The sequence below is a fragment of the Sphingomonas sp. M1-B02 genome (assembly GCF_026167525.1).
Lineage (GTDB): Bacteria > Pseudomonadota > Alphaproteobacteria > Sphingomonadales > Sphingomonadaceae > Sphingomonas.
Genome location: NZ_CP110679.1, coordinates 3,525,312 through 3,543,313, shown reverse-complemented (window position 1 = coordinate 3,543,313; position 18,002 = coordinate 3,525,312). Strand labels below are relative to the sequence as shown.

Annotated in this window: 21 protein-coding genes; 11 read left to right on the top strand and 10 right to left on the bottom strand. The window is 66.0% G+C overall.

Annotated features, from left to right (window positions below; genetic code table 11):
• Entirely contained in the window at positions 1–561 is a 561-nt protein-coding gene (locus OKW87_RS17210) for a GNAT family N-acetyltransferase (RefSeq protein WP_265541303.1), read from the top strand.
• Here OKW87_RS17210 and OKW87_RS17205 read toward each other — a convergent pair.
• The 9 genes from OKW87_RS17205 to OKW87_RS17165 form a co-directional block, all read right to left on the bottom strand.
• Positions 554–847, bottom strand: a complete 294-nt coding sequence (locus OKW87_RS17205; RefSeq protein ID WP_265541302.1) for a DUF6916 family protein — start codon at positions 845–847, stop codon at positions 554–556. The two genes, OKW87_RS17210 and OKW87_RS17205, sit on opposite strands and share 8 nt — an antisense overlap.
• Before the next feature lie 54 nt (positions 848–901).
• Positions 902–2,725 (bottom strand): glutamine--fructose-6-phosphate transaminase (isomerizing), encoded by a 1,824-nt coding sequence (gene glmS / locus OKW87_RS17200; protein WP_265541301.1) that lies wholly within the window; start codon positions 2,723–2,725, stop codon positions 902–904.
• A gap of 14 nt (positions 2,726–2,739) precedes the next feature.
• Positions 2,740–3,105: a type II toxin-antitoxin system VapC family toxin gene (locus OKW87_RS17195; RefSeq protein WP_265541300.1), complete on the bottom strand. Its 366-nt coding sequence runs from the start codon at positions 3,103–3,105 to the stop codon at positions 2,740–2,742.
• Positions 3,102–3,332 (bottom strand): ribbon-helix-helix protein, CopG family, encoded by a 231-nt coding sequence (locus tag OKW87_RS17190; protein ID WP_265541299.1) that lies wholly within the window; start codon positions 3,330–3,332, stop codon positions 3,102–3,104. Before OKW87_RS17190 ends, OKW87_RS17195 begins: the two co-directional genes overlap by 4 nt.
• Before the next feature lie 25 nt (positions 3,333–3,357).
• Positions 3,358–4,719: a bifunctional UDP-N-acetylglucosamine diphosphorylase/glucosamine-1-phosphate N-acetyltransferase GlmU gene (gene glmU, locus OKW87_RS17185; protein WP_265541298.1), complete on the bottom strand. Its 1,362-nt coding sequence runs from the start codon at positions 4,717–4,719 to the stop codon at positions 3,358–3,360.
• 58 nt (positions 4,720–4,777) lie between these two features.
• On the bottom strand, positions 4,778–5,815 hold the full coding sequence (locus tag OKW87_RS17180) for a nucleotidyltransferase domain-containing protein (protein WP_265541297.1): 1,038 nt from the start codon (positions 5,813–5,815) through the stop codon (positions 4,778–4,780).
• A 136-nt stretch (positions 5,816–5,951) separates the two neighbouring features.
• Entirely contained in the window at positions 5,952–6,812 is an 861-nt protein-coding gene (locus OKW87_RS17175) for an HprK-related kinase A (RefSeq protein ID WP_265541296.1), read from the bottom strand.
• Positions 6,800–7,078, bottom strand: a complete 279-nt coding sequence (locus tag OKW87_RS17170) for an HPr-rel-A system PqqD family peptide chaperone (protein ID WP_265541295.1) — start codon at positions 7,076–7,078, stop codon at positions 6,800–6,802. The genes OKW87_RS17175 and OKW87_RS17170 overlap by 13 nt, the downstream gene beginning before the upstream one ends.
• A 37-nt stretch (positions 7,079–7,115) precedes the next feature.
• Complete coding sequence (locus OKW87_RS17165; RefSeq protein ID WP_265541294.1) at positions 7,116–7,499, bottom strand: hypothetical protein; 384 nt, start codon at positions 7,497–7,499, stop codon at positions 7,116–7,118.
• Positions 7,500–7,590: 91 nt separating this feature from the next.
• Between OKW87_RS17165 and OKW87_RS17160 the strand changes: the two genes are divergently transcribed.
• The 10 genes from OKW87_RS17160 (at position 7,591) to OKW87_RS17115 (ending at position 17,616) form a co-directional block, all read left to right on the top strand.
• Positions 7,591–8,760, top strand: a complete 1,170-nt coding sequence (locus OKW87_RS17160; protein WP_443025062.1) for an ATP-binding protein — start codon at positions 7,591–7,593, stop codon at positions 8,758–8,760.
• Between the two features lie 95 nt (positions 8,761–8,855).
• The gene (locus OKW87_RS17155) at positions 8,856–9,875 is read left to right on the top strand and encodes a substrate-binding domain-containing protein (RefSeq protein WP_265541292.1); all 1,020 of its coding nucleotides are present in this window, start codon (positions 8,856–8,858) and stop codon (positions 9,873–9,875) included.
• A 43-nt stretch (positions 9,876–9,918) separates the two neighbouring features.
• A complete protein-coding gene (gene pstC / locus OKW87_RS17150) occupies positions 9,919–11,298 on the top strand; it encodes a phosphate ABC transporter permease subunit PstC (RefSeq protein ID WP_265541291.1) in 1,380 nt (459 codons plus the stop codon).
• Positions 11,291–12,592 (top strand): phosphate ABC transporter permease PstA, encoded by a 1,302-nt coding sequence (gene pstA / locus OKW87_RS17145; protein WP_265541290.1) that lies wholly within the window; start codon positions 11,291–11,293, stop codon positions 12,590–12,592. Before pstC ends, pstA begins: the two co-directional genes overlap by 8 nt.
• Positions 12,592–13,359: a phosphate ABC transporter ATP-binding protein PstB gene (gene pstB, locus OKW87_RS17140; RefSeq protein WP_265541289.1), complete on the top strand. Its 768-nt coding sequence runs from the start codon at positions 12,592–12,594 to the stop codon at positions 13,357–13,359. The genes pstA and pstB overlap by 1 nt, the downstream gene beginning before the upstream one ends.
• 268 nt (positions 13,360–13,627) lie before the next feature.
• The gene (gene phoU, locus OKW87_RS17135) at positions 13,628–14,329 is read left to right on the top strand and encodes a phosphate signaling complex protein PhoU (protein WP_265541288.1); all 702 of its coding nucleotides are present in this window, start codon (positions 13,628–13,630) and stop codon (positions 14,327–14,329) included.
• A gap of 8 nt (positions 14,330–14,337) precedes the next feature.
• Positions 14,338–15,030, top strand: coding sequence for a phosphate regulon transcriptional regulator PhoB (gene phoB / locus OKW87_RS17130; RefSeq protein ID WP_265544170.1), 693 nt, complete (start codon positions 14,338–14,340; stop codon positions 15,028–15,030).
• A 76-nt stretch (positions 15,031–15,106) separates the two neighbouring features.
• Positions 15,107–15,478 (top strand): hypothetical protein, encoded by a 372-nt coding sequence (locus OKW87_RS17125; RefSeq protein ID WP_265541286.1) that lies wholly within the window; start codon positions 15,107–15,109, stop codon positions 15,476–15,478.
• A 69-nt stretch (positions 15,479–15,547) separates the two neighbouring features.
• Positions 15,548–16,438, top strand: coding sequence for an SDR family NAD(P)-dependent oxidoreductase (locus OKW87_RS17120; protein ID WP_265541285.1), 891 nt, complete (start codon positions 15,548–15,550; stop codon positions 16,436–16,438).
• A gap of 59 nt (positions 16,439–16,497) precedes the next feature.
• The gene (locus tag OKW87_RS17115; RefSeq protein ID WP_265541284.1) at positions 16,498–17,616 is read left to right on the top strand and encodes a hypothetical protein; all 1,119 of its coding nucleotides are present in this window, start codon (positions 16,498–16,500) and stop codon (positions 17,614–17,616) included.
• A gap of 42 nt (positions 17,617–17,658) precedes the next feature.
• Here OKW87_RS17115 and OKW87_RS17110 read toward each other — a convergent pair whose 3' ends face one another.
• Positions 17,659–17,997 carry a DUF2794 domain-containing protein gene (locus tag OKW87_RS17110; RefSeq protein ID WP_265541283.1) on the bottom strand — a complete coding sequence of 113 codons (339 nt, stop codon included), beginning with the start codon at positions 17,995–17,997 and terminating at the stop codon, positions 17,659–17,661.
• Positions 17,998–18,002: the final 5 nt, after the last annotated feature.

The window sequence follows — 18,002 nt, the reverse complement described above, 5'->3', positions numbered from 1 at the left end:
ATGGCAGCGGGCTTCCCGCCGGCGGCCGCCACGCCGCCGGCGCTTTCCGATTCGCTGCGTGCCAGGGGGATCGCGCTGCGCCCGGCAGCGACGGGCGACCTGCCCTTCCTGCGCGATCTCTTTGCCGATTTCCGCGCGATCGAACTCGCGCTGACGCCCTGGTCCGAGGCACAGAAGCGTGCTTTCACCGACGACCAGTTTCGCCTGCAGCATCTGCATTTCACGCGGCACCATGCGCGGGCCAATTTCTGGGTGACGGTGCAGGCGTTGCCGCTAGGCCCGTCCCGCGCCATCGGCCGCCTCTATCTCGATCGATCGACTCGCGACTGGCAGATCATCGATATCGGCTTTGCGGCGGAATCACGCGGCCAGGGGCTGGGGCACCTGATGCTGAAATGGATCCAGCAAAGCGCCGCGGCGGCCGAAGCCGGATCGGTACGGCTGCAGGTGGCGTCGAACAATCCGCGCGCGCACGCCCTCTACGCGCGGCTGGGTTTTCGTGACGACGGCGACGGCGGCGAAACGCATCAGCCGATGGCCTGGCGGCCGCAGGTCAGTTGAACACGGCCTCATAGACGATCGCCCCGCCATCCTGCGCTACGGGTACCAGGAACATGCTGAGGCTTCCGACCGTCGGGTTCTGCATGCGATACATCTTCTGCGGCAAGATCACCGGCGAGGCGCTCTTGAACAGCAAAGAGAAGGGTTCGCGCAGCATGCCCGGAAATGCATGTCGCTGAAGCGGCTTTACCTCGATCAGCGTCACGGTCATCGCCGCTTCGCCTACGCTGATCTCGAACTCCTGATTTGCCGCACCGGCGAATTTCTGAACCGACAATAGCTGCACGACTCGTCCCCCCGCCGCCAACTTATCGCGATTTGGCGGAGTGTCGAGCCGCGACTATTCGACGGTGACCGACTTCGCCAGATTGCGCGGTTGATCGACGTCGGTCCCCTTGGCGACTGCGACATGATAAGCCAGCAACTGCACCGGGACTGCATAGACCAAGGGCGCGATCAGCGGATGGACGCTGGGCATCTCGATCGTCGCCACCGCATCGTCGCCGGCGAGCGCCAGGCCCTCGGCGTCGGAGATCAGCACGACGCGGGCGCCGCGGGCCTTGGCCTCCTGCATGTTGGACACGGTCTTGTCGAACAAGGGGCCCGAGGGGGCCAGGACGATCAGCGGGACCTGATCATCGATCAATGCGATGGGACCGTGCTTCATCTCGCCCGAGGCATAGCCTTCGGCGTGGATGTAGCTGATTTCCTTGAGCTTGAGCGCGCCCTCCAATGCCAGCGGATAATCGGGGCCGCGACCGAGATAGAGGACGTCGCGGGCCGCGGCGATGGTGTGCGCCATCGCCTGGATCTCGTCGTCATGCGCGAGCGCCGCGTTGATCGCGGCGGGGGCCTCGATCAGGTGGCCGACGATGTCGCGCTCTTCCTCGGGGCTGAGCTTGCCCTTGGCGCGGGCGAGATTGACCGCAAGTGCCGCCATCACCGACAGCTGGCAGGTGAAGGCCTTGGTCGAGGCGACGCCGATCTCGGGGCCGGCATGGGTGGAGAGCAAGAGATCGACTTCGCGCGCCATCGAGCTGGTCGGCACGTTGATGATACCCGCGGTGGTGAGCCCCGCGGCCTTCATATGCTTGAGCGCGGCGAGCGTGTCGGCGGTCTCGCCTGACTGGCTGACGACGACGCCGAGCGTGTTGGGGAGGAGGACCGGGTCGCGGTAGCGGAATTCGCTAGCGACATCGACTTCGACCGGCAGGCGCGCCCAGCGCTCGATCCAATATTTGCCGATCATCCCGACATAGGAGGCCGTCCCGCAGGCGACGATCGTGACGCGCTCGACGCTGCTCAGGTCGAAGCTCATGTCGGGCAAGGCGACCATCTGTTCGACCGGGCGGATGTAGGAGCGCAGTGTCTGCGCGACGACGACGGGCTGCTCGTAAATCTCCTTGAGCATGAAATGCGGGTAATTGCCCTTGTCGATCGCCTCGGCGGTCGCGCCGGATTCGACGATGGGGCGGGTGACGGGATTGTTGTCGCGATCGAACACTTCGATGCTCTCGCGGGTGACCACGGCCCAGTCGCCCTCGTCGAGATAGGCGATGCGCTGGGTGAGCGACGCCAGGGCATGCGCGTCGGATCCGAGATAATTCTCGCCCTCGCCATAGCCTACGGTGAGCGGCGCGCCGAGACGGGCGCCGATCAGCATGTCGGGCTCGTTGCGAAACAGGAAGGCCATGGCGAAGGCGCCGTGGAGCTGGGGGAGGACCGCTGCGACGGCGTCGCGCGGGGACTTGCCGCCCTCGAGCTCGCGACTGACGAGGTGGGCGACGACTTCGGTATCGGTCTGGCTCAGGAAGTGGCGGCCCTCGGCGATCAGCGCGTCGCGGAGCGGCTTGAAATTCTCGATGATGCCATTGTGGACGATCGACACGTCGCCGACGATGTGCGGGTGGGCATTGTCCTCGGTCGGCGCGCCGTGGGTCGCCCAGCGCGTGTGGGCGATGCCGATCGCGCCGGGAAGCGGGCTTTCGGCGAGGCGATTGCCGAGATTGACCAGCTTGCCCTCGGCGCGGCGACGATCGATCTCGCCATGATGGAGCGTGGCGATGCCGGCGGAATCATAGCCGCGATATTCGAGCCGCTTGAGCCCCTGGAACAGCCGCTCGGCGACGTCGGTGGTGCCGAGAATGCCAACAATTCCGCACATGATCGATAAGCCCTTTAAAGCGTGTAAGGCACGCGTATACCCGGCATGGATGCCGGAAAGTCCCTAGTATTTCGTGTGACCAGCATTGCGCCGTTGACCTGCGCCGTCGCGAGGATGAGTGCATCCATCAATTTGATGCGCCGCTGAAATCGAATCTCGGCGGCGGCAAGCGCGATCCGCTGATCCACCTCGACCAGATCGAAAGCAACGAGCAAATCCCTCACAAGATCACGCGACGACGGTGGTTCGCCAGCGAGCAATTCGGTCCATACGATACGGCTGATCCGGTGACGCGGATAGCTTCGCAGTTCGGCGATCGCAGGTGGGAGATCAAGCAGCCAGTCGACCAGGATGTTGGTATCGAAAAATGGATCACTCACGGATCGTCGCGGTCGCGACGCATGTCACGCTGATATTCGACGGCATCGCCGATATCGTCGCGATCCTTCCAATAGCCCGCCCCCCGCGCGATCCAATCCTTGTTATGCTCGACGCGATAGGCGGCGACTGCTTCCCGCACCATGGCCGCACGCGACTTCCCCAGTGCCTCGGCCTCGCCATCGAGCCAGCGAATGTCGTCCTCGGGGATGTCGACCAGCGTGCGCATGGCAATTAGATATCACCCCGCGATATCATTTTCCAGCCTTGTCCGCCTTCTTGGCAGACATGATCTCGCGGAAGCGGCGCGCCCAGCCGGGTTTTACGTCCTGCTTGGCGCGGGCGATGCCGAGCGCGTTCGCCTCGACGTCCTTCGTCACCACCGATCCCGCGGCGACGATCGCGCCGTCGCCGATCCTGACCGGCGCGACGAGCGCGCTGTTCGAGCCGATGAAGGCGCCGTGGCCGATCTCGGTGCCATATTTCAGGAAGCCGTCATAATTGCAGGTGATCGTCCCCGCGCCGATATTGGCCCCCGCCCCCACCTTCGCGTCGCCGAGATAGGTCAGGTGGCTGGCCTTGGCGCCGGGGCCGAGCACTGCCTTCTTCATCTCGACGAAATTGCCGACCTTCGAGCCTTGCTCCAGGACCGATCCGGGGCGCAGGCGGGCATAGGGGCCGACCGAGGCGCCGCTCATCACGATGGCCCCTTCGAGGTGGCTGAAGGCGTGGATATCGACGCGGTCGGCGATCTCGACGCCGGGGCCGAAGACCACGTTGGGCTCGATCACCACGTCGCGGCCGACCCTGGTGTCGTGCGAAAAGAAAACCGTCTCGGGCGCGACCAGCGTGGCGCCGTCGGCCATCGCGCGGATGCGGCGCGCCTGCTGCCATTCGGCTTCGAGCGCGGCGAGCTCACCGCGGCTGTTCACCCCGGTGACTTCATAGGCCAGCGTCTCGATCACCGCGGAGGGGTGGCCCTCGGCGGCGGCGAGCATGACGATGTCGGGCAGATAATATTCGCCCGCGGCATTGTCGTTGGTGACTTTGGCGAGCAACGCGAACAGATCGGCGGCGCGGACCGCCATCAGGCCGGAATTGCACAGCGTCTCGGCGCGTTCGTCGGGCGTCGCGTCCTTGAACTCGACCATCTTGATGATGTGGCCCTGCCCATCGGCGATGACTCGGCCATAAGCGGCGGGATCGGCGGGACGGAAGCCGAGGACGACTGCGGCGGGCGCATCGGGGCCGTGGAGGCGTTCGAGCATGCGGCGCATCGTCGCGGTGGAGACCAGAGGAACGTCGCCATAGAGGATCAGGACGTCGCCTTCGCAGCCCGCGAGCGGCGCTTCGGCCTGGCGGACGGCGTGGCCGGTGCCGAGTTGCTCGACCTGTTCGACGGTCTCGGCGCCGTGGGGGTGGACTGCCTTCTCGACCTGTTCGCGGCCAGCCCCGACCACGACGATCGTGCGCGCGGGATCGAGCGCGGCGACGCTGTCGATCAGATGCAGCAGCATCGGCCGCCCCGCGATCGGGTGCAGCACCTTGTGCAGATCGGACTTCATCCGCGTGCCCTTGCCCGCGGCAAGGATGACGGCGGCTATTGGCGATGTCATTGGCCCCTCCGCGGATCGCCCTGCCATGATAGTCTTGCCAATTCCATAGCGGCGCGCGTCAGGGCGTGTGGCCCTTGCGCCATTTGGTCCACAGGTGGCGCGCGAGCATCGCCGGGGGCATGCGGATCCAGTGGCTGCGCACGAAGAAGGCGAAGCGGGTGAGCTTGTGGCTCTGCCGGCCCCAGCCGTCGCGGGCGAGCAGGCGACGGCGGTAGAGCGGGTCCGACCGCTGCGGGGTGAAATCGACGCGGATTGGGCTGGAATATTCTTGGAGCGGCGTACCGTAGAGTTGATGCGACAGGCGCAGCGCCTGCATGACGGCCGATTGCAGGCCGTGGTACCAACCCTCCTCAGCAACGCTGAGGTAAAAATGCTCGTCCTGATCAGCGAATTCGCGGCAGAGCTGGTCGATGTCCCAGAGATTGCGCATGCCTCCGGCGAGGTCTCCATCCGCGAGCAGGTGCGCCGCGGCGTGTACGATCATATGTTGAGGGCACAGGATACGAAGGCCGTTCTCTAGCTCGACACTCTGCTCCATCATTTGGGCTGGATAGGGCGTAATCCGTGCAGTGAGCGGCAGGATCGTATGGTGGACGTCGATCATCCGATCGCGGTCGCGGTGGATCAGCGGGGGGAGTTCGTGCATCCAGCGGCGATAATATGCGTCGTCATAGGGGTCGGGCTTCACCCATTCCCAGCCGGCGGCGAGTAGCAGCGCTTCGGCTTCCTCGATCCGCGGGCGGGGGACGAGGATATCGAGATCGCCGATCGCGCGCCCTACCCCGGCGGAGAGGCCGGCGGCGACGTAGGCGGTGCCCTTGAGCAGGACCACGGGCATGCCGCTGTCCGCAAGCGCGCGGCGGGCCATCTCGGCTTCCCAGAGCGCGGCGGCGCGGCCTTGTTCGGCGGCGGTGCGCGCGTCTTCGAGGATGCGCGCGGCGGCGGCGGGTTTGGGCAGTCCTGCGACGCGGTGGGCGAGCGTGCCGATGAGCTGCTCGGCGCGGGCGATGGCGAGGAGGGCCGTCCAGCCTTCGCCGTCCAGCGATTCGGTCGAGGCGGGGTCGCGGAGGGCCTGGACGAGGATCTCGGCGTTCATGATGCGCCGCTCCTCCTCGTCACCCCCGCGAAAGCGGGGGCCCATCTCCTGCAATCGCCCGGTCGTACAACGGCTGTGGTGCCGCTGTCATGTCCGGGAGATGGGCCCCCGCCTTCGCGGGGGTGACGGATTTGGGTCATAGGTTACCCCACAGCCGCTCGACCTGCGCGAGCGCGGTCTTGGTGTCGGGATAGTCGAGCGCGCGGGCCGGAACGGTGCGGACGAGCGTCGTCAGCCCCTCGAAGCCGGGCTCGGCGAGCGTGACATAGTTGGTCGAGGCCTGGGTCAGGCGGACGAAGGTTTCGCTCGGCATGACCTCGCGCTCGGCGCTTTCGAAGCCGAAATTGGGAAACAGGATCAGCGCCGGCCGCGCGGGGGCGTCCATTGCGGCGATCGCGCGGGCGTCGGGTACCAGATGGCGGATGAGTCCCTTGGGCGTGCCCTCCAGCCGGGGGCCGAAGCGCGCCTTGGGGAGCGCCTGTTCGAGCACGCCAACCGCTTCGTTCTTCAGGCTGATCAGGCGGGGGAAGCCGTGGATCAGGCCGGTGGCGGGATCGAGCAGCGCGAACTCGTCGCCCATCAGCCGCCAGCCCTGCGCCATCAGCAGCGCTGCCAGCGTCGATTTGCCCGCGCCCGAGGCGCCGGTCATCAGCAGCGCCTTGCCGTCGCGCTCGACTGCCGAGGCGTGGAGCAGCAGATAGCGGCGCTGGCCGAGCGCCATCTGGAGGTTCATCCCCATTTCGGCTGCGAGCAGCCCCTGCGCCAGCGGCAGCGGGGCGGCATCGGGGATCACGAAATCGCCGCCGATATGCACCGAAGGGCGCAGCAGCAGCCGCCACGGGCGCGCGGCGAAGAGGTGGACGTTGAAATCGGGGATGTCGTCCTGGGGCTTGGGATACTCCGCGTAGAGATCGTCGAGCGCGGCGATCGGCGCGCGCCAGTCGCAGCCGATGCGGAAGCCGATCGGGCCGATGCGGAGGCCGGTTACGTGGCGCATCGGCGTTCCACCAGTCCGGCGGCGACGAGTTCGTCGAGCCGCACCGCGAGCGACAAGGGATCGGCGTCTACCAGATCGAAGCGATCCGCGAGCCGCTGGAGCAGGCTCTCGCTGGTCAGCGCTTCATCGCCCAGCGCTTCGAGGATTTCGGGGACCGGCGAATCGACGACATGCGTGATGCCGGATGCGCGGTGGAAGATCAGCGTCAGCGCATCGAGCGGGACGATGCGCAGCGTTGCGGCGGGGGCGGCATGGTATCGGATCATGGCCTGCCCCTCCCCGCGTGGCGAACGACGGATTGGATCAGCGCGGCATCTGCAGCGAGGCGAAGCAGGTGAAGCCGCTGGTGCCCGATTGCAGGCGGCGGATATAATTGGTGTAGGCCCGGCTGCGCTCATAATCGGTGCCCGGCAAGGTGCCGCCCGCCAGCGCCCTCTTCACATCCTCGGCCTTGTAGGAGATTCCGGGGGGCGGATAGGCGCCCTTGGTGCCGGCGGGCACCAGCGAGCCGTCCGCCGCGATATAATTGCCGGCGCGTGCCGGATCGGGGACGGGAATCTCGCAGCTCAGGACGGACGCACTGGTCTGTGCGAGTGCCGGGCGGATCGAAACGATCGCCGAGGCGCTTGCCGCGCCCAGCATCAAGGCACGGCGCGTTGCCGCCGGAATTTTGGTCTCGTCACCCATAATGCCTCATCCTGCGCCCGCGCGCCTTTCGCAATCGTAAATCGCTGGTAGATGGATGCACATGTCTTCATTCTTCGGCTTGCGTTCCTTTTTGGCACTGATCGTGGCGGCGCTGGCGGCGCTGACCTGCTACCTGATCACCAGCGACATCGAGGCGAGCCTGGTCGTGCTGGTCGGTGCCGGGATCGCTGCGATGATCGCGGGCGGCGGCGGCGATGCGGCCCCCTCCCCCGCCCCGACCGCCGCGACCGGCAGCGATATCGGCATCGAAGAGGTGATCGATGCGGTTGCCGAGCCGCTGCTGGTAATCGGGCAGAACCGGGTCGAGGCCGCGAACCGCGGGGCGCGGCAATTGCTGGGCGAGCATATCCTGGGTGAGGACGTCCGCGTGGCGATCCGCCACCCGGCCGCCGCCGAGCGCTTGTCGAACCCCGATGACGGTGTTCCCGGTGCACCGATCCACCTGGTCGGCCTGGGCAATCGCGATCAGCGCTGGGAGATGCGCGTGCAGGCGCTGCCCGACGGGCGGCGGATCGTTCATCTTTTCGATCGCACCGGCAGCTATGCCGCGGAGCGGATGCGAGTCGATTTCGTGGCCAATGCCAGCCACGAGCTGCGCACGCCGCTCGCCTCGCTGCTCGGCTATATCGAGACGCTGCGCGAGGAAGCCGGCGACGATCCCGCGACGCGCGAGCGTTTCCTGAAGATCATGTTCGGCGAGGCGCGGCGGATGCAGCGATTGGTGGACGATCTGATTTCGCTCAGCCGGATCGAGGCCGAGAAATATCGCGCGCCGAGCGACAAGGTCGAGCTGGGCACGCTGATCGAGCAGGTGACCGCCGAGCTTTCGAGCAGCCCGCGCTCCGCCGACCTGGTGCGCCGGATCGCCGACGTCCAGCCCGTGCGCGGCGACGCCAGCCAGCTCAGCCAATTGCTCCACAATGTGATCGGCAATGCGATGAAATATGGCCGCGACGCGACCCCGGTCACGATCTCGCTCGCGCCCGAAGGCGAAGCGATGGTGCGGCTGACGGTCACCGACGAGGGCGAGGGCATTCCGGCGCAGCATCTGCCGCGGCTCACCGAGCGCTTCTATCGAGTCGATTCGGGGCGCAGCCGCCAGGCGGGCGGCACCGGGCTGGGCCTGGCCATCGTCAAGCATATCATCGAACGGCATCGCGGACGGCTCGATATCGCGAGCACGGTCGGGGTGGGCACCAGCGTAACGATTCTGCTTCCCACGGGCACGCTGTCATCATGACGTAATGCAACTGAAACAGAGGCTGGCGCGAAGGGGCCGGCCGGCCCCTGCGAGTCGCCGACCGGCCGAGGGATTACTCCATGCGTTGCACCCCGATGATCGCGCTTTCCGCGCTCGCTCTGTCCGCCTGCGGCGGAGGGGGCGGTCAGGCGTCGCGGGACCAGATCAAGATCGTCGGATCCTCCACCGTCTATCCCTTCACAACCGCAGTAGCCGAGCAGTTCGTCAACGGATCGAGCTTCAAGGCGCCGGTGATCGAATCGACCGGCACCGGTGGCGGCATGCGCCTGTTTTGCGCGGGCGTCGGCCCGCAGCATCCGGACATGACCAACGCCTCGCGCCGGATGACGCCCAGCGAATTCGAGCTGTGCCAGCGCAACGGCGTCACCGATATCCTGGAGGTGCAGGTGGGCATGGACGGCATCGCCTTCGCCGAATCGGTCAATGGTCCCAAGATCAGGCTGACGCTGGCCGAGGCCTATCGCGCGCTGGCGGCCAACCCGATGGGCAAGCCCAACACCGCCAAATTGTGGTCGGAGATCAATCCGGCGCTGCCCGCGGTGCCGATCACCGTGATGGGGCCGCCCGCGACCAGCGGCACGCGCGATTCGCTGCATGAGCTGATCATGCATCCGGGCTGCGAAGCGGCCTATCCCGAGGTCAAGCAATTCGAGAAGACCGACAAGGATCGCGCCGCCGACCTGTGCACCCGCATCCGCGAGGACGGCGCCTATGTCGATTCGGGCGAGAACGACAATCTGATCGTCCAGAAGCTGGCCGCGAATCCCAATGCGATCGGGGTGTTCGGCTATTCCTATCTCGAGGAAAATGGCGGGCGCCTGCGCGGCGTGCCCTTCAATGACGTCGAGCCGACCTATGCCACCATCTCTTCGGGCCAATATCCGGGAGCGCGGCCGCTGTTCGTCTATGTGAAGAAGCAGCATCTGAAGGCGGTGCCGGGAATAACCGAATTCCTGACGCAATATAGCAAGATGTGGAATTCGGATGGCCCGCTTACCAAGCGCGGCATGATCGCCTCGTCCGACGCGGATCGGGCCAAGGCGACCGCGACGATCGAGCAGGGCCGGGTGATGCAGGGGAGCGATCTGAAGTGATCCTTTCCTTCCTTCGCGCCGACCAAGCACGCGGCGGCGGCCAGTGAATCTCTACGCGCTCCTCTTCCTGATCTTCGGGCTCGGCCTGGTCGCGTGGCTGAGCGCGCGGGCGCGCGCGTCGCGAATGGCGCATGCCCTGCCCGCGCGCAGCCTGCACAGCCTGCCGGGGCAACATGGTTGGTATGTCGCCACCTGGGCGGTGGTGCCCGCTTTACTGTTTGTCGCCATCTGGTGGAACATCAGCCCCGGGCTGGTGACCGAAGCGGCGCTCCAGACCCCCGCCGCGGCGCAGCTTCCCGGCTTCGGCTTCGAGCGCGAGACGATTTTGAACGAGGCGCGCAGTATTGCCGAGGGGCGCAGCTATGGCGCTTTCTACCCGCTTTCCGAGCAACTTGCGCCGACTTATGCCGCGGCGATCTCGCGCTACAGCTGGATCGGCGCGCTGATCGCCCTGATCCTGGCCTTCGCGTTCGGCGCCTGGGCGTTCACGCGGGTGAAGCCCGATTTCCGGGCGCGGACCAAGTTCGAACGCGCGCTGATGCTGCTGCTGCTGATCGCGTCGCTGATCGCGATCCTCACCACGCTCGGCATCTTCCTGTCGCTGATCTTCGAGAGCGTCCGCTTCTTCCGGATCGTGCCGATCACCGATTTCCTGTTCGGGCTCAACTGGAGCCCGCAGGTGATCCGCGCCGACGATCCGGGGGCCAATCTGGGCGCGCTGCCGCTTTTCTGGGGCACCTTCTTCATCGGCGCGGTGATCGCCATGATCATCGCGATCCCGTTCGGGCTGATGAGCGCGATCTACCTCACCCAATATGCGCCGCGCACCTTCCGCGCCTGGATGAAGCCGACGCTCGAGATGCTCGCGGGCGTGCCGACCGTGGTCTATGGCTATTTCGCCGCGCTGACGGTGGGGCCGCTGATCCGCGACTTCGCGGTGTCGCTCGGCTTCACCTTCGCCTCTTCGGAGAGCGCGCTTTCGGCCGGGATCGTGATGGGGATCATGATCATCCCGTTCGTCTCGTCGATGGCCGACGATTCGATCGCTGCCGTCCCCACCGCGATGCGCGACGGATCGCTGGCGATGGGCGCGACGACCAGCGAGACGATCTCGCGCGTACTGATCCCCGCCGCTTTGCCCGGCGTGGTCGCGGGCGTGCTGCTCGCGGTGAGCCGGGCGATCGGCGAGACGATGATCGTGGTGATGGCCGCATCGGGCGCCGCCAACATCACGCTCAACCCGTTCGAAGGCGCGACCACCGTCACCAAGCAGATCGTCGACCTGCTGACCGGCGAGACCGCGTTCGACAGCCCCAAGACGCTCGCGGCGTTCGCCTTGGGGCTGACCTTGTTCATGATCACCCTGCTCCTCAACATCGTCGCCCTGCGCGTCGTGAAGAAGTATCGCGAAGCTTATGAGTGAGACCCTCGTCCCGCAGCTGCCGACCAGTGCGGAGGAGCCTGCCGCAGCCGCCCCGACCGGCTGGACCACCGATTCGATGCAGAAGCGCATCCGATCGCGCTACCGCAGGGAGCGGCGCTTCCGGATGTGGGGGCTGGCGGCGGTGGTCGGCTCGGCGGGCTTCCTCGCCTTCCTGCTGATCACGATGCTGTGGCAGGGCATTGGCGGCTTCCAGCGCGCCGAGCTGGCGCTGCCGATCGACTTCAAGGCGGCCGCGCTGGAGGTAACGCCCGACCAGTTGCGCGCCGAGGGTGCCGACTTGGCGCTGGCCAGCGCGGGACTGCAGGACGCAGTCGAGAACGCCGCGGTGGCCGCTTATGGCCCCGAAGGCACCGACTATATCTCCGAAAACGCCTGGGTGCAGGTGCGCGACGCGCTGAAGGACGATCCCGCCCTGCTGGCTGGACGGGCGACGATCCACGTTGCGGCCTCCTCCCCGATCGCGCTGGCGGCCAAGGGCGACGGCAACGATCCGGAAATTGCCCGCGTGGCGGCGAAGCTGCGTGATCAGGGCGTGCTGGTGCAGGGCTTCAACGCCGAGTTCCTGACCGGATCGGACGCGACCGATCCCACCGGCGTGGGCATCTGGGGCGCGCTCAAGGGTTCGCTGCTGACGATGTTCGTGACGCTGCTGATCGCCTTCCCGGTCGGCGTCTGCTCGGCCATCTATCTCGAGGAATATGCCCCCAAGAACCGCTGGACCGACCTGATCGAGGTTTCGATCAACAATCTGGCCGCGGTGCCCTCGATCATCTTCGGCCTGCTCGGCCTCGCGATGTTCCTGAACTTCATGCATCTGCCGCGCTCGGCGCCGCTGGTCGGCGGCATGACGCTGGCGCTGATGGTGATGCCGGTGATCGTCATCGCCGGGCGCAACGCGATCAAATCGGTGCCGCCGTCGATCCGCGATGCCGCGCTCGGCATCGGCGCGAGCCGCATCCAGGTAGTGTTCCACCACGTATTGCCGATCGCGCTGCCCGGCATCCTGACAGGCACGATCATCGGCATGGCGCGTGCGCTGGGCGAGACCGCGCCGCTGCTGCTGATCGGGATGCGCGCCTTCATCGTCACCCCGCCGGGCGGGCTCTTCGATCCCGCGACCGTGCTGCCGGTGCAGATCTTCCTGTGGTCGGATCAAGTGAGCCGCGGCTTCGTCGAGAAGACCAGCGCGGCGATCATCGTGCTATTGGTGTTCCTGCTCGCAATGAACGGGATCGCCATCTACCTCCGCAACAAATTCGAGACCCGCTGGTGATGACCGAAACGATCCATAAAATGTCGGCCCGCGACGTCAGCGTCTTTTATGGCGACAAGCAGGCAGTGAAGAATGTCTCGATCGACGTCGACATGGACAAGGTGACTGCGTTCATCGGCCCCTCCGGCTGCGGCAAGTCGACCTTCCTGCGTACGCTCAACCGGATGAACGACACGATCGCCAGCGCCCGCGTCGAGGGCGACATCACGCTGGACGGGCAGAATATCTATGCGCCGTCGATGGACGTGGTCCAATTGCGCGCCCGGGTCGGCATGGTGTTCCAGAAGCCCAACCCCTTCCCCAAGTCGATCTTCGAGAATGTCGCTTATGGGCCGCGCATCCACGGACTTGCCGGATCGAAGAGCGACCTTGAGGCGATCGTCGAGCGCTCGCTCAAGCGCGCCGGGCTCTGGGAAGAAGTGAAGGACCGGCTGCAGGACAGCGGCACCGCGCTTTCGGGCGGGCAGCAGCAGCGGCTGTGCATCGCGCGGGCCATCGCGGTCGATCCCGAAGTCATCCTGATGGACGAGCCGGCTTCCGCGCTCGATCCCATCGCCACCGCCAAGATCGAGGAACTGATCCACGAATTGCGCGGCCGCTATGCGATCGTGATCGTCACGCACAACATGCAGCAGGCCGCGCGCGTATCGCAGCGCACCGCCTTCTTTCACCTGGGCCATCTGGTGGAGTATGGCGATACCGACCAGATCTTCACCACGCCCCGTGAGACGCAGACCAAGGACTATATCACCGGAAGGTACGGATGAGGGTTTAAACTCCAGTAGAATGAGGATCGAGATTGCCCATGAAAGCCCGCCGACAAGAAGCGCAGCGCAGTCGCGTAGCAGAGCTACGCGCAAGCAAGCGACGCAGCTCGGCGGGCTTTCATGGGCAACCGCGAAGCGGCGGGCGGCTTTTCGCGCCAGGCGTCGTCTCTCGTCGCTCACCATGGAAACCCATGGCTCCCTCCTCGATCCTAGCCTGGCGCGAAAATCCGCTCCGTCTCGACCTCATTCTACTGGAGTTTAAACCCTGATGGCCACAGGTCAGGAACATACGGTCAAGGCATTCGACCAGGACATCAGCCAGCTGCGCGCGCTGATTTCGCAGATGGGCGGGCTGGCCGAACAGGCGATCCACGACGCGATGAAGGCGCTCCAGCGCGGCGATACCGAGCTGGCGCTGCAGGTGCGCCGCAAGGACAAGGCGATCGACGCGATCGAGGCGGAGATCGAGAAGCTGGTCGTCCGGGTGATCGCATTGCGCGCGCCGATGGCCGACGATCTGCGCGAAGTGATCGCCGCGCTCAAGATCGCCGCGGTGGTCGAGCGGATCGGCGACTATGCCAAGAACATCGCCAAGCGCGTGCCGCTGATCCACACCGAAGGACGCGAGCGGATCGAGGCGATCTCGCTGCTCCCCGCAATGGCGCAGCTCGCCAGCGATATGGTGCATGACGTGCTCGACGCTTTCTCGGCGCGCGATGCCGAGACTGCAGTGGAAGTGGTGGAACGCGACAATGCGCTCGACGATTTCTACGACAGCATCTTCCGGACGCTGGTGACCTTCATGGTCGAGAATCCGCGCACGATCAGCCAGGTCGCGCATCTCCTGTTCGTCGCCAAGAATATCGAGCGGATCGGCGACCATGCCACCAACGTCGCCGAAATGGTCTATTTCGCGGCGACCGGACATTATCTTGCCGACCGCGATGTCGGCGAACCGAGCGGGAATTGAAGAACCCCATGGCCCGCGTGAAGATGCTGCTGGTCGAGGACGACCCTGCAATCGCCGAACTCGTCGCCTGGCATTTCAAGCGCGAGGATTATGAGGTCAAGCACACCCCCGACGGCGAGGAAGCCTTGCTGCTCGCCAAGGAGGCGACGCCGGACATCGTTTTGCTCGACTGGATGGTCGAAGGGCTTTCGGGGATCGAAGTCTGCCGCCGGTTGCGGCGCATGCCCGAAACCGCGAACATCCCGATCATCATGCTGACGGCACGCGGCGAGGAAGAGGATCGCGTTCGCGGGCTCGAGACGGGCGCCGATGATTATGTGACCAAGCCCTTCTCCCCGCGCGAGCTGGTCGCGCGTGTCGGCGCAGTGCTGCGCCGCGTGCGGCCCGCACTGGCGGGCGAGTCCCTGAGCTATGCCGATCTCGAAATGGATACGGTGGGCCACAAGGTCCGCCGCGGCGGGCAGGTGATCTCGCTGGGGCCGACCGAGTTTCGCCTGCTCAAGCATTTCCTGGAGCATCCCGGCTGGGTCTTCTCGCGCGAGCGGCTGCTCGACGCGGTGTGGGGGCATGATTCGGAGATCGAGGCGCGCACCGTCGACGTCCATATCCGGCGGCTGCGCAAGGCGATCAACGAAGGCGATCGGCCCGACATCATCCGGACCGTACGTTCGGCGGGCTATGCATTGGATACGGGGAACTGAGGAGCTTATCGGGCTGCCCCGGCGTTTGATTGGCGGGGCGCACAGGATGCGCCCAGATCGATTTAGGAGAAGCTCGATGAAGCTGATCGCATTGGCGGCCGCTCTGGCCGCATTCGGCGGCACTGCCGTCGCCCAGGATATGCCCCAGACCACCCCCCCGACCCAGGATATGCAGACCACCACGACGGCGCCTGACACGACCACGACCGCCCCGGATACGACGACGACAACTCCGGACACGACGACGACCACTCCGGACACTAGCACGACGCCCGCCACCACGCCCGACATGGCAATGCCCGGCGCGCCGGCCGCTGCCCCGGGTGCACCGAACACCACGGTGGTCTTCCAGCCCGGCAACGCAACGCCTCCTCCGCCGGCACAGGAGAGCTATCCCGTCTGCTCGCGCACCGTGCGCGATCAATGCCGCAACCCGGGCGGCCGCTAAAGCCCGCCGGGCTGTTCAGCCCCGCATAGAAGCGTCTAGGAAGCGCTCCTGATATTCGGGAGCGCTTCCATGGCCATCAATTTCGACAATCGCGTCGCCATAGTCACCGGCGCCGGAGGCGGCCTGGGCCGGGCCTATGCGCTCGAACTTGCGCGGCGCGGGGCCAAAGTGGTGGTCAACGACTTGGGCGGCGCGCGCGACGGCTCCGGCCATTCCGATGCTGCGCTGGACGTGGTCGAGGAGATCGTTGCCGCCGGCGGTCAGGCCTTCTCGAACGGCGGCAGCGTGACCGAATATGACCAGATGGTCGCGATGGTCGAGGAGACCAAGGCGCGCTGGGGCCGGATCGACATCTTGATCAACAATGCCGGCGTGCTTCGCGACAAGAGCTTCGCGAAGATGGAGCCGGAAGATTTCCGGTTCGTCGTCGACGTGCATCTGATCGGGTCCGCCAACGTCACCAAGGCGGTGTGGGATACGATGCGCGCCCAGGCCTATGGCCGCATCCTGATGACCGCTTCCTCCAGCGGGCTCTACGGCAACTTCGGGCAGGCCAATTACGGCGCTGCGAAGCTCGGGCTCGCCGGGCTGACCAAGACGCTTTATCTTGAAGGCGCGAAATACGGGATCAAGGTCAACACGCTCGCGCCGGTAGCCGGCACGCGGATGACCGAGGACATTTTTCCCGAGGCGGCGTTCAACGCCTTTGCGCCCGAGAATGTCGCACCTGCCGCGCTGTTCCTGGTCTCGGAGGATGCGCCGACCAACATGATCGTGGGTGCCGGCGGCGGCGTCGTCCAGGCGGCCTATGTCACGCTGACCCGCGGCGCGAAGCTCCAAGCGCCGACCCCCGAAAGCGTCGCCGCGCAATGGGCGGAGATCGTCGATCGCAGAGGCGAGATCGTCCCCAATTCCGGGGCCGAGCAGACGATGCTAATCCTCGGCAAATTGCAGCAGTGACCCAGCGTATTGCTTCACTAACACACTAATGGTACGCCGCCTGCAGAAGGAGGATTGCCATGTATAGCGAAAGCGACCTGACAAGCGCCGTCGAGGCGGGGGTACTGACCCCCGACGCGGCCAATGCCCTGCGAAACCATGTTGCCGCCGGGCGGGCGGCGCCCGCGGTCGACGAGGAATCGTTTCGACTGCTGACCGGCTTCAATGACATCTTCGTCGGGATTGCGGCGATCCTGATTCTGGTCGCAGTCGGCTGGATCGGCTTCTATATCGGCGCGCAGTTGATGGACCTCGATGCCAACCCCGGTCCGCGCCAGGTGGGCATCGCCACGATGCTCGGCGGCTTCGCGGTATCGATCACCAGCTGGCTGCTCGCCGAATATTTCACTGCGAAGCGGCGGATGGCGCTCCCCAGCATCCTGTTGCTGATCGGCTTTGCCGGCGGTTTCTTCGTCGGACTGGGCGCCATCTTCGGCGCGAACGCGCCATGGCTGGCCGAGCAGCTCAACCTCACCACCGACTTGCAGCAGCGCCAGCTTGCCGGAACGATCGGCATTGTCGTCGGCGTGGCGACTGCGGGCGTCGCCTGGCTGCACTGGCGGCGGTTCATGGTGCCGATCACGGTGGCGGTGGGCGCGATGGCGCTGGTGGCGGTCGCGATCGGCGCGATCACGGCCTTCGTTCCGGCCTCGCGCGACGCGATCAACCCGATCCTGCTCGCCGCGGGCATATTGGTGTTCGTCGTGGCGATGCGCTGGGACATGTCGGACCTGCTGCGGCGGACTCGGCGCTCGGACGTTGCCTTCTGGCTCCACCTGGTCGCCGCGCCGCTGATCGCGCATCCGATCTTCCACATGCTGGGAGTCTTCGACGGCGATATCGGCGCACCGATGGCGGCGGTGGTGATCGCGCTCTATGTGGTGTTTGCCGCCATAGCGCTTGCGGTCGATCGGCGCGCGCTGCTGGTGTCGAGCCTCGTCTACGTGCTGTGGGCGATGTACACCCTGTTCAACCAGACCGGCGCGGTCGAATTGGCCGCGGCGCTGACTGCGCTGGTGATCGGATCGGCATTGCTGACGCTTTCCGCCTTCTGGCAGCCGATGCGGCGCAGCGTGGTGGGTCTCCTCGGCGGACTCGAGGGGCGCCTTCCGCCGACACAGCAGCTCGCCGTGGCATGAAGAGATAAGGGCTCGGGGGGTGACCCCCGGGCTCTTTTCCGTTCAGCCGCTGACCAGCTTCATCAGGCGGCGCTCGATCGGGGCCAGGACGGGGCCGAGATCATGCCCGCGCTTGAGCACCGCGCCCGATTCGTTGACCAGCGCCCACATACCCTGGCGATTGCGCAGCGCCGGCCGCTTCTCGATGCGATATTCGGGACGCTCCGCGGCGCGGCGGAAGGCGGCGAAGATCGCCGCATCTGCATCGAGCTGGATCGCATAATCGCGCCAGTGCCCCGCGGCGACCATCCGGCCGTACAGATCGAGAATGCGATTGAGCTCGACGCGATCATAGCCGACCTGGGTCGGGCGACCGAGCGGCAGCGGGGTTACGGTTCCCATCGACG

Bases quoted from the DNA above. Each gene is read 5' to 3' on its own strand.
- OKW87_RS17115 (WP_265541284.1), top strand. From the start codon at position 16,498: ATGTATAGCGAAAGCGACCTGACAAGCGCCGTCGAGGCGGGGGTACTG.
- pstA (WP_265541290.1), top strand. From the start codon at position 11,291: ATGAGTGAGACCCTCGTCCCGCAGCTGCCGACCAGTGCGGAGGAGCCT.
- glmU (WP_265541298.1), bottom strand. From the start codon at position 4,719: ATGACATCGCCAATAGCCGCCGTCATCCTTGCCGCGGGCAAGGGCACG.
- OKW87_RS17125 (WP_265541286.1), top strand. From the start codon at position 15,107: ATGAAGCTGATCGCATTGGCGGCCGCTCTGGCCGCATTCGGCGGCACT.
- phoU (WP_265541288.1), top strand. From the start codon at position 13,628: ATGGCCACAGGTCAGGAACATACGGTCAAGGCATTCGACCAGGACATC.
- OKW87_RS17165 (WP_265541294.1), bottom strand. From the start codon at position 7,499: ATGGGTGACGAGACCAAAATTCCGGCGGCAACGCGCCGTGCCTTGATG.
- OKW87_RS17120 (WP_265541285.1), top strand. From the start codon at position 15,548: ATGGCCATCAATTTCGACAATCGCGTCGCCATAGTCACCGGCGCCGGA.
- OKW87_RS17190 (WP_265541299.1), bottom strand. From the start codon at position 3,332: ATGCGCACGCTGGTCGACATCCCCGAGGACGACATTCGCTGGCTCGAT.
- glmS (WP_265541301.1), bottom strand. From the start codon at position 2,725: ATGTGCGGAATTGTTGGCATTCTCGGCACCACCGACGTCGCCGAGCGG.
- OKW87_RS17210 (WP_265541303.1), top strand. From the start codon at position 1: ATGGCAGCGGGCTTCCCGCCGGCGGCCGCCACGCCGCCGGCGCTTTCC.
- pstB (WP_265541289.1), top strand. From the start codon at position 12,592: ATGACCGAAACGATCCATAAAATGTCGGCCCGCGACGTCAGCGTCTTT.
- OKW87_RS17180 (WP_265541297.1), bottom strand. From the start codon at position 5,815: ATGAACGCCGAGATCCTCGTCCAGGCCCTCCGCGACCCCGCCTCGACC.
- OKW87_RS17110 (WP_265541283.1), bottom strand. From the start codon at position 17,997: ATGGGAACCGTAACCCCGCTGCCGCTCGGTCGCCCGACCCAGGTCGGC.
- OKW87_RS17175 (WP_265541296.1), bottom strand. From the start codon at position 6,812: ATGCGCCACGTAACCGGCCTCCGCATCGGCCCGATCGGCTTCCGCATC.
- phoB (WP_265544170.1), top strand. From the start codon at position 14,338: ATGGCCCGCGTGAAGATGCTGCTGGTCGAGGACGACCCTGCAATCGCC.
- OKW87_RS17155 (WP_265541292.1), top strand. From the start codon at position 8,856: ATGATCGCGCTTTCCGCGCTCGCTCTGTCCGCCTGCGGCGGAGGGGGC.
- OKW87_RS17170 (WP_265541295.1), bottom strand. From the start codon at position 7,078: ATGATCCGATACCATGCCGCCCCCGCCGCAACGCTGCGCATCGTCCCG.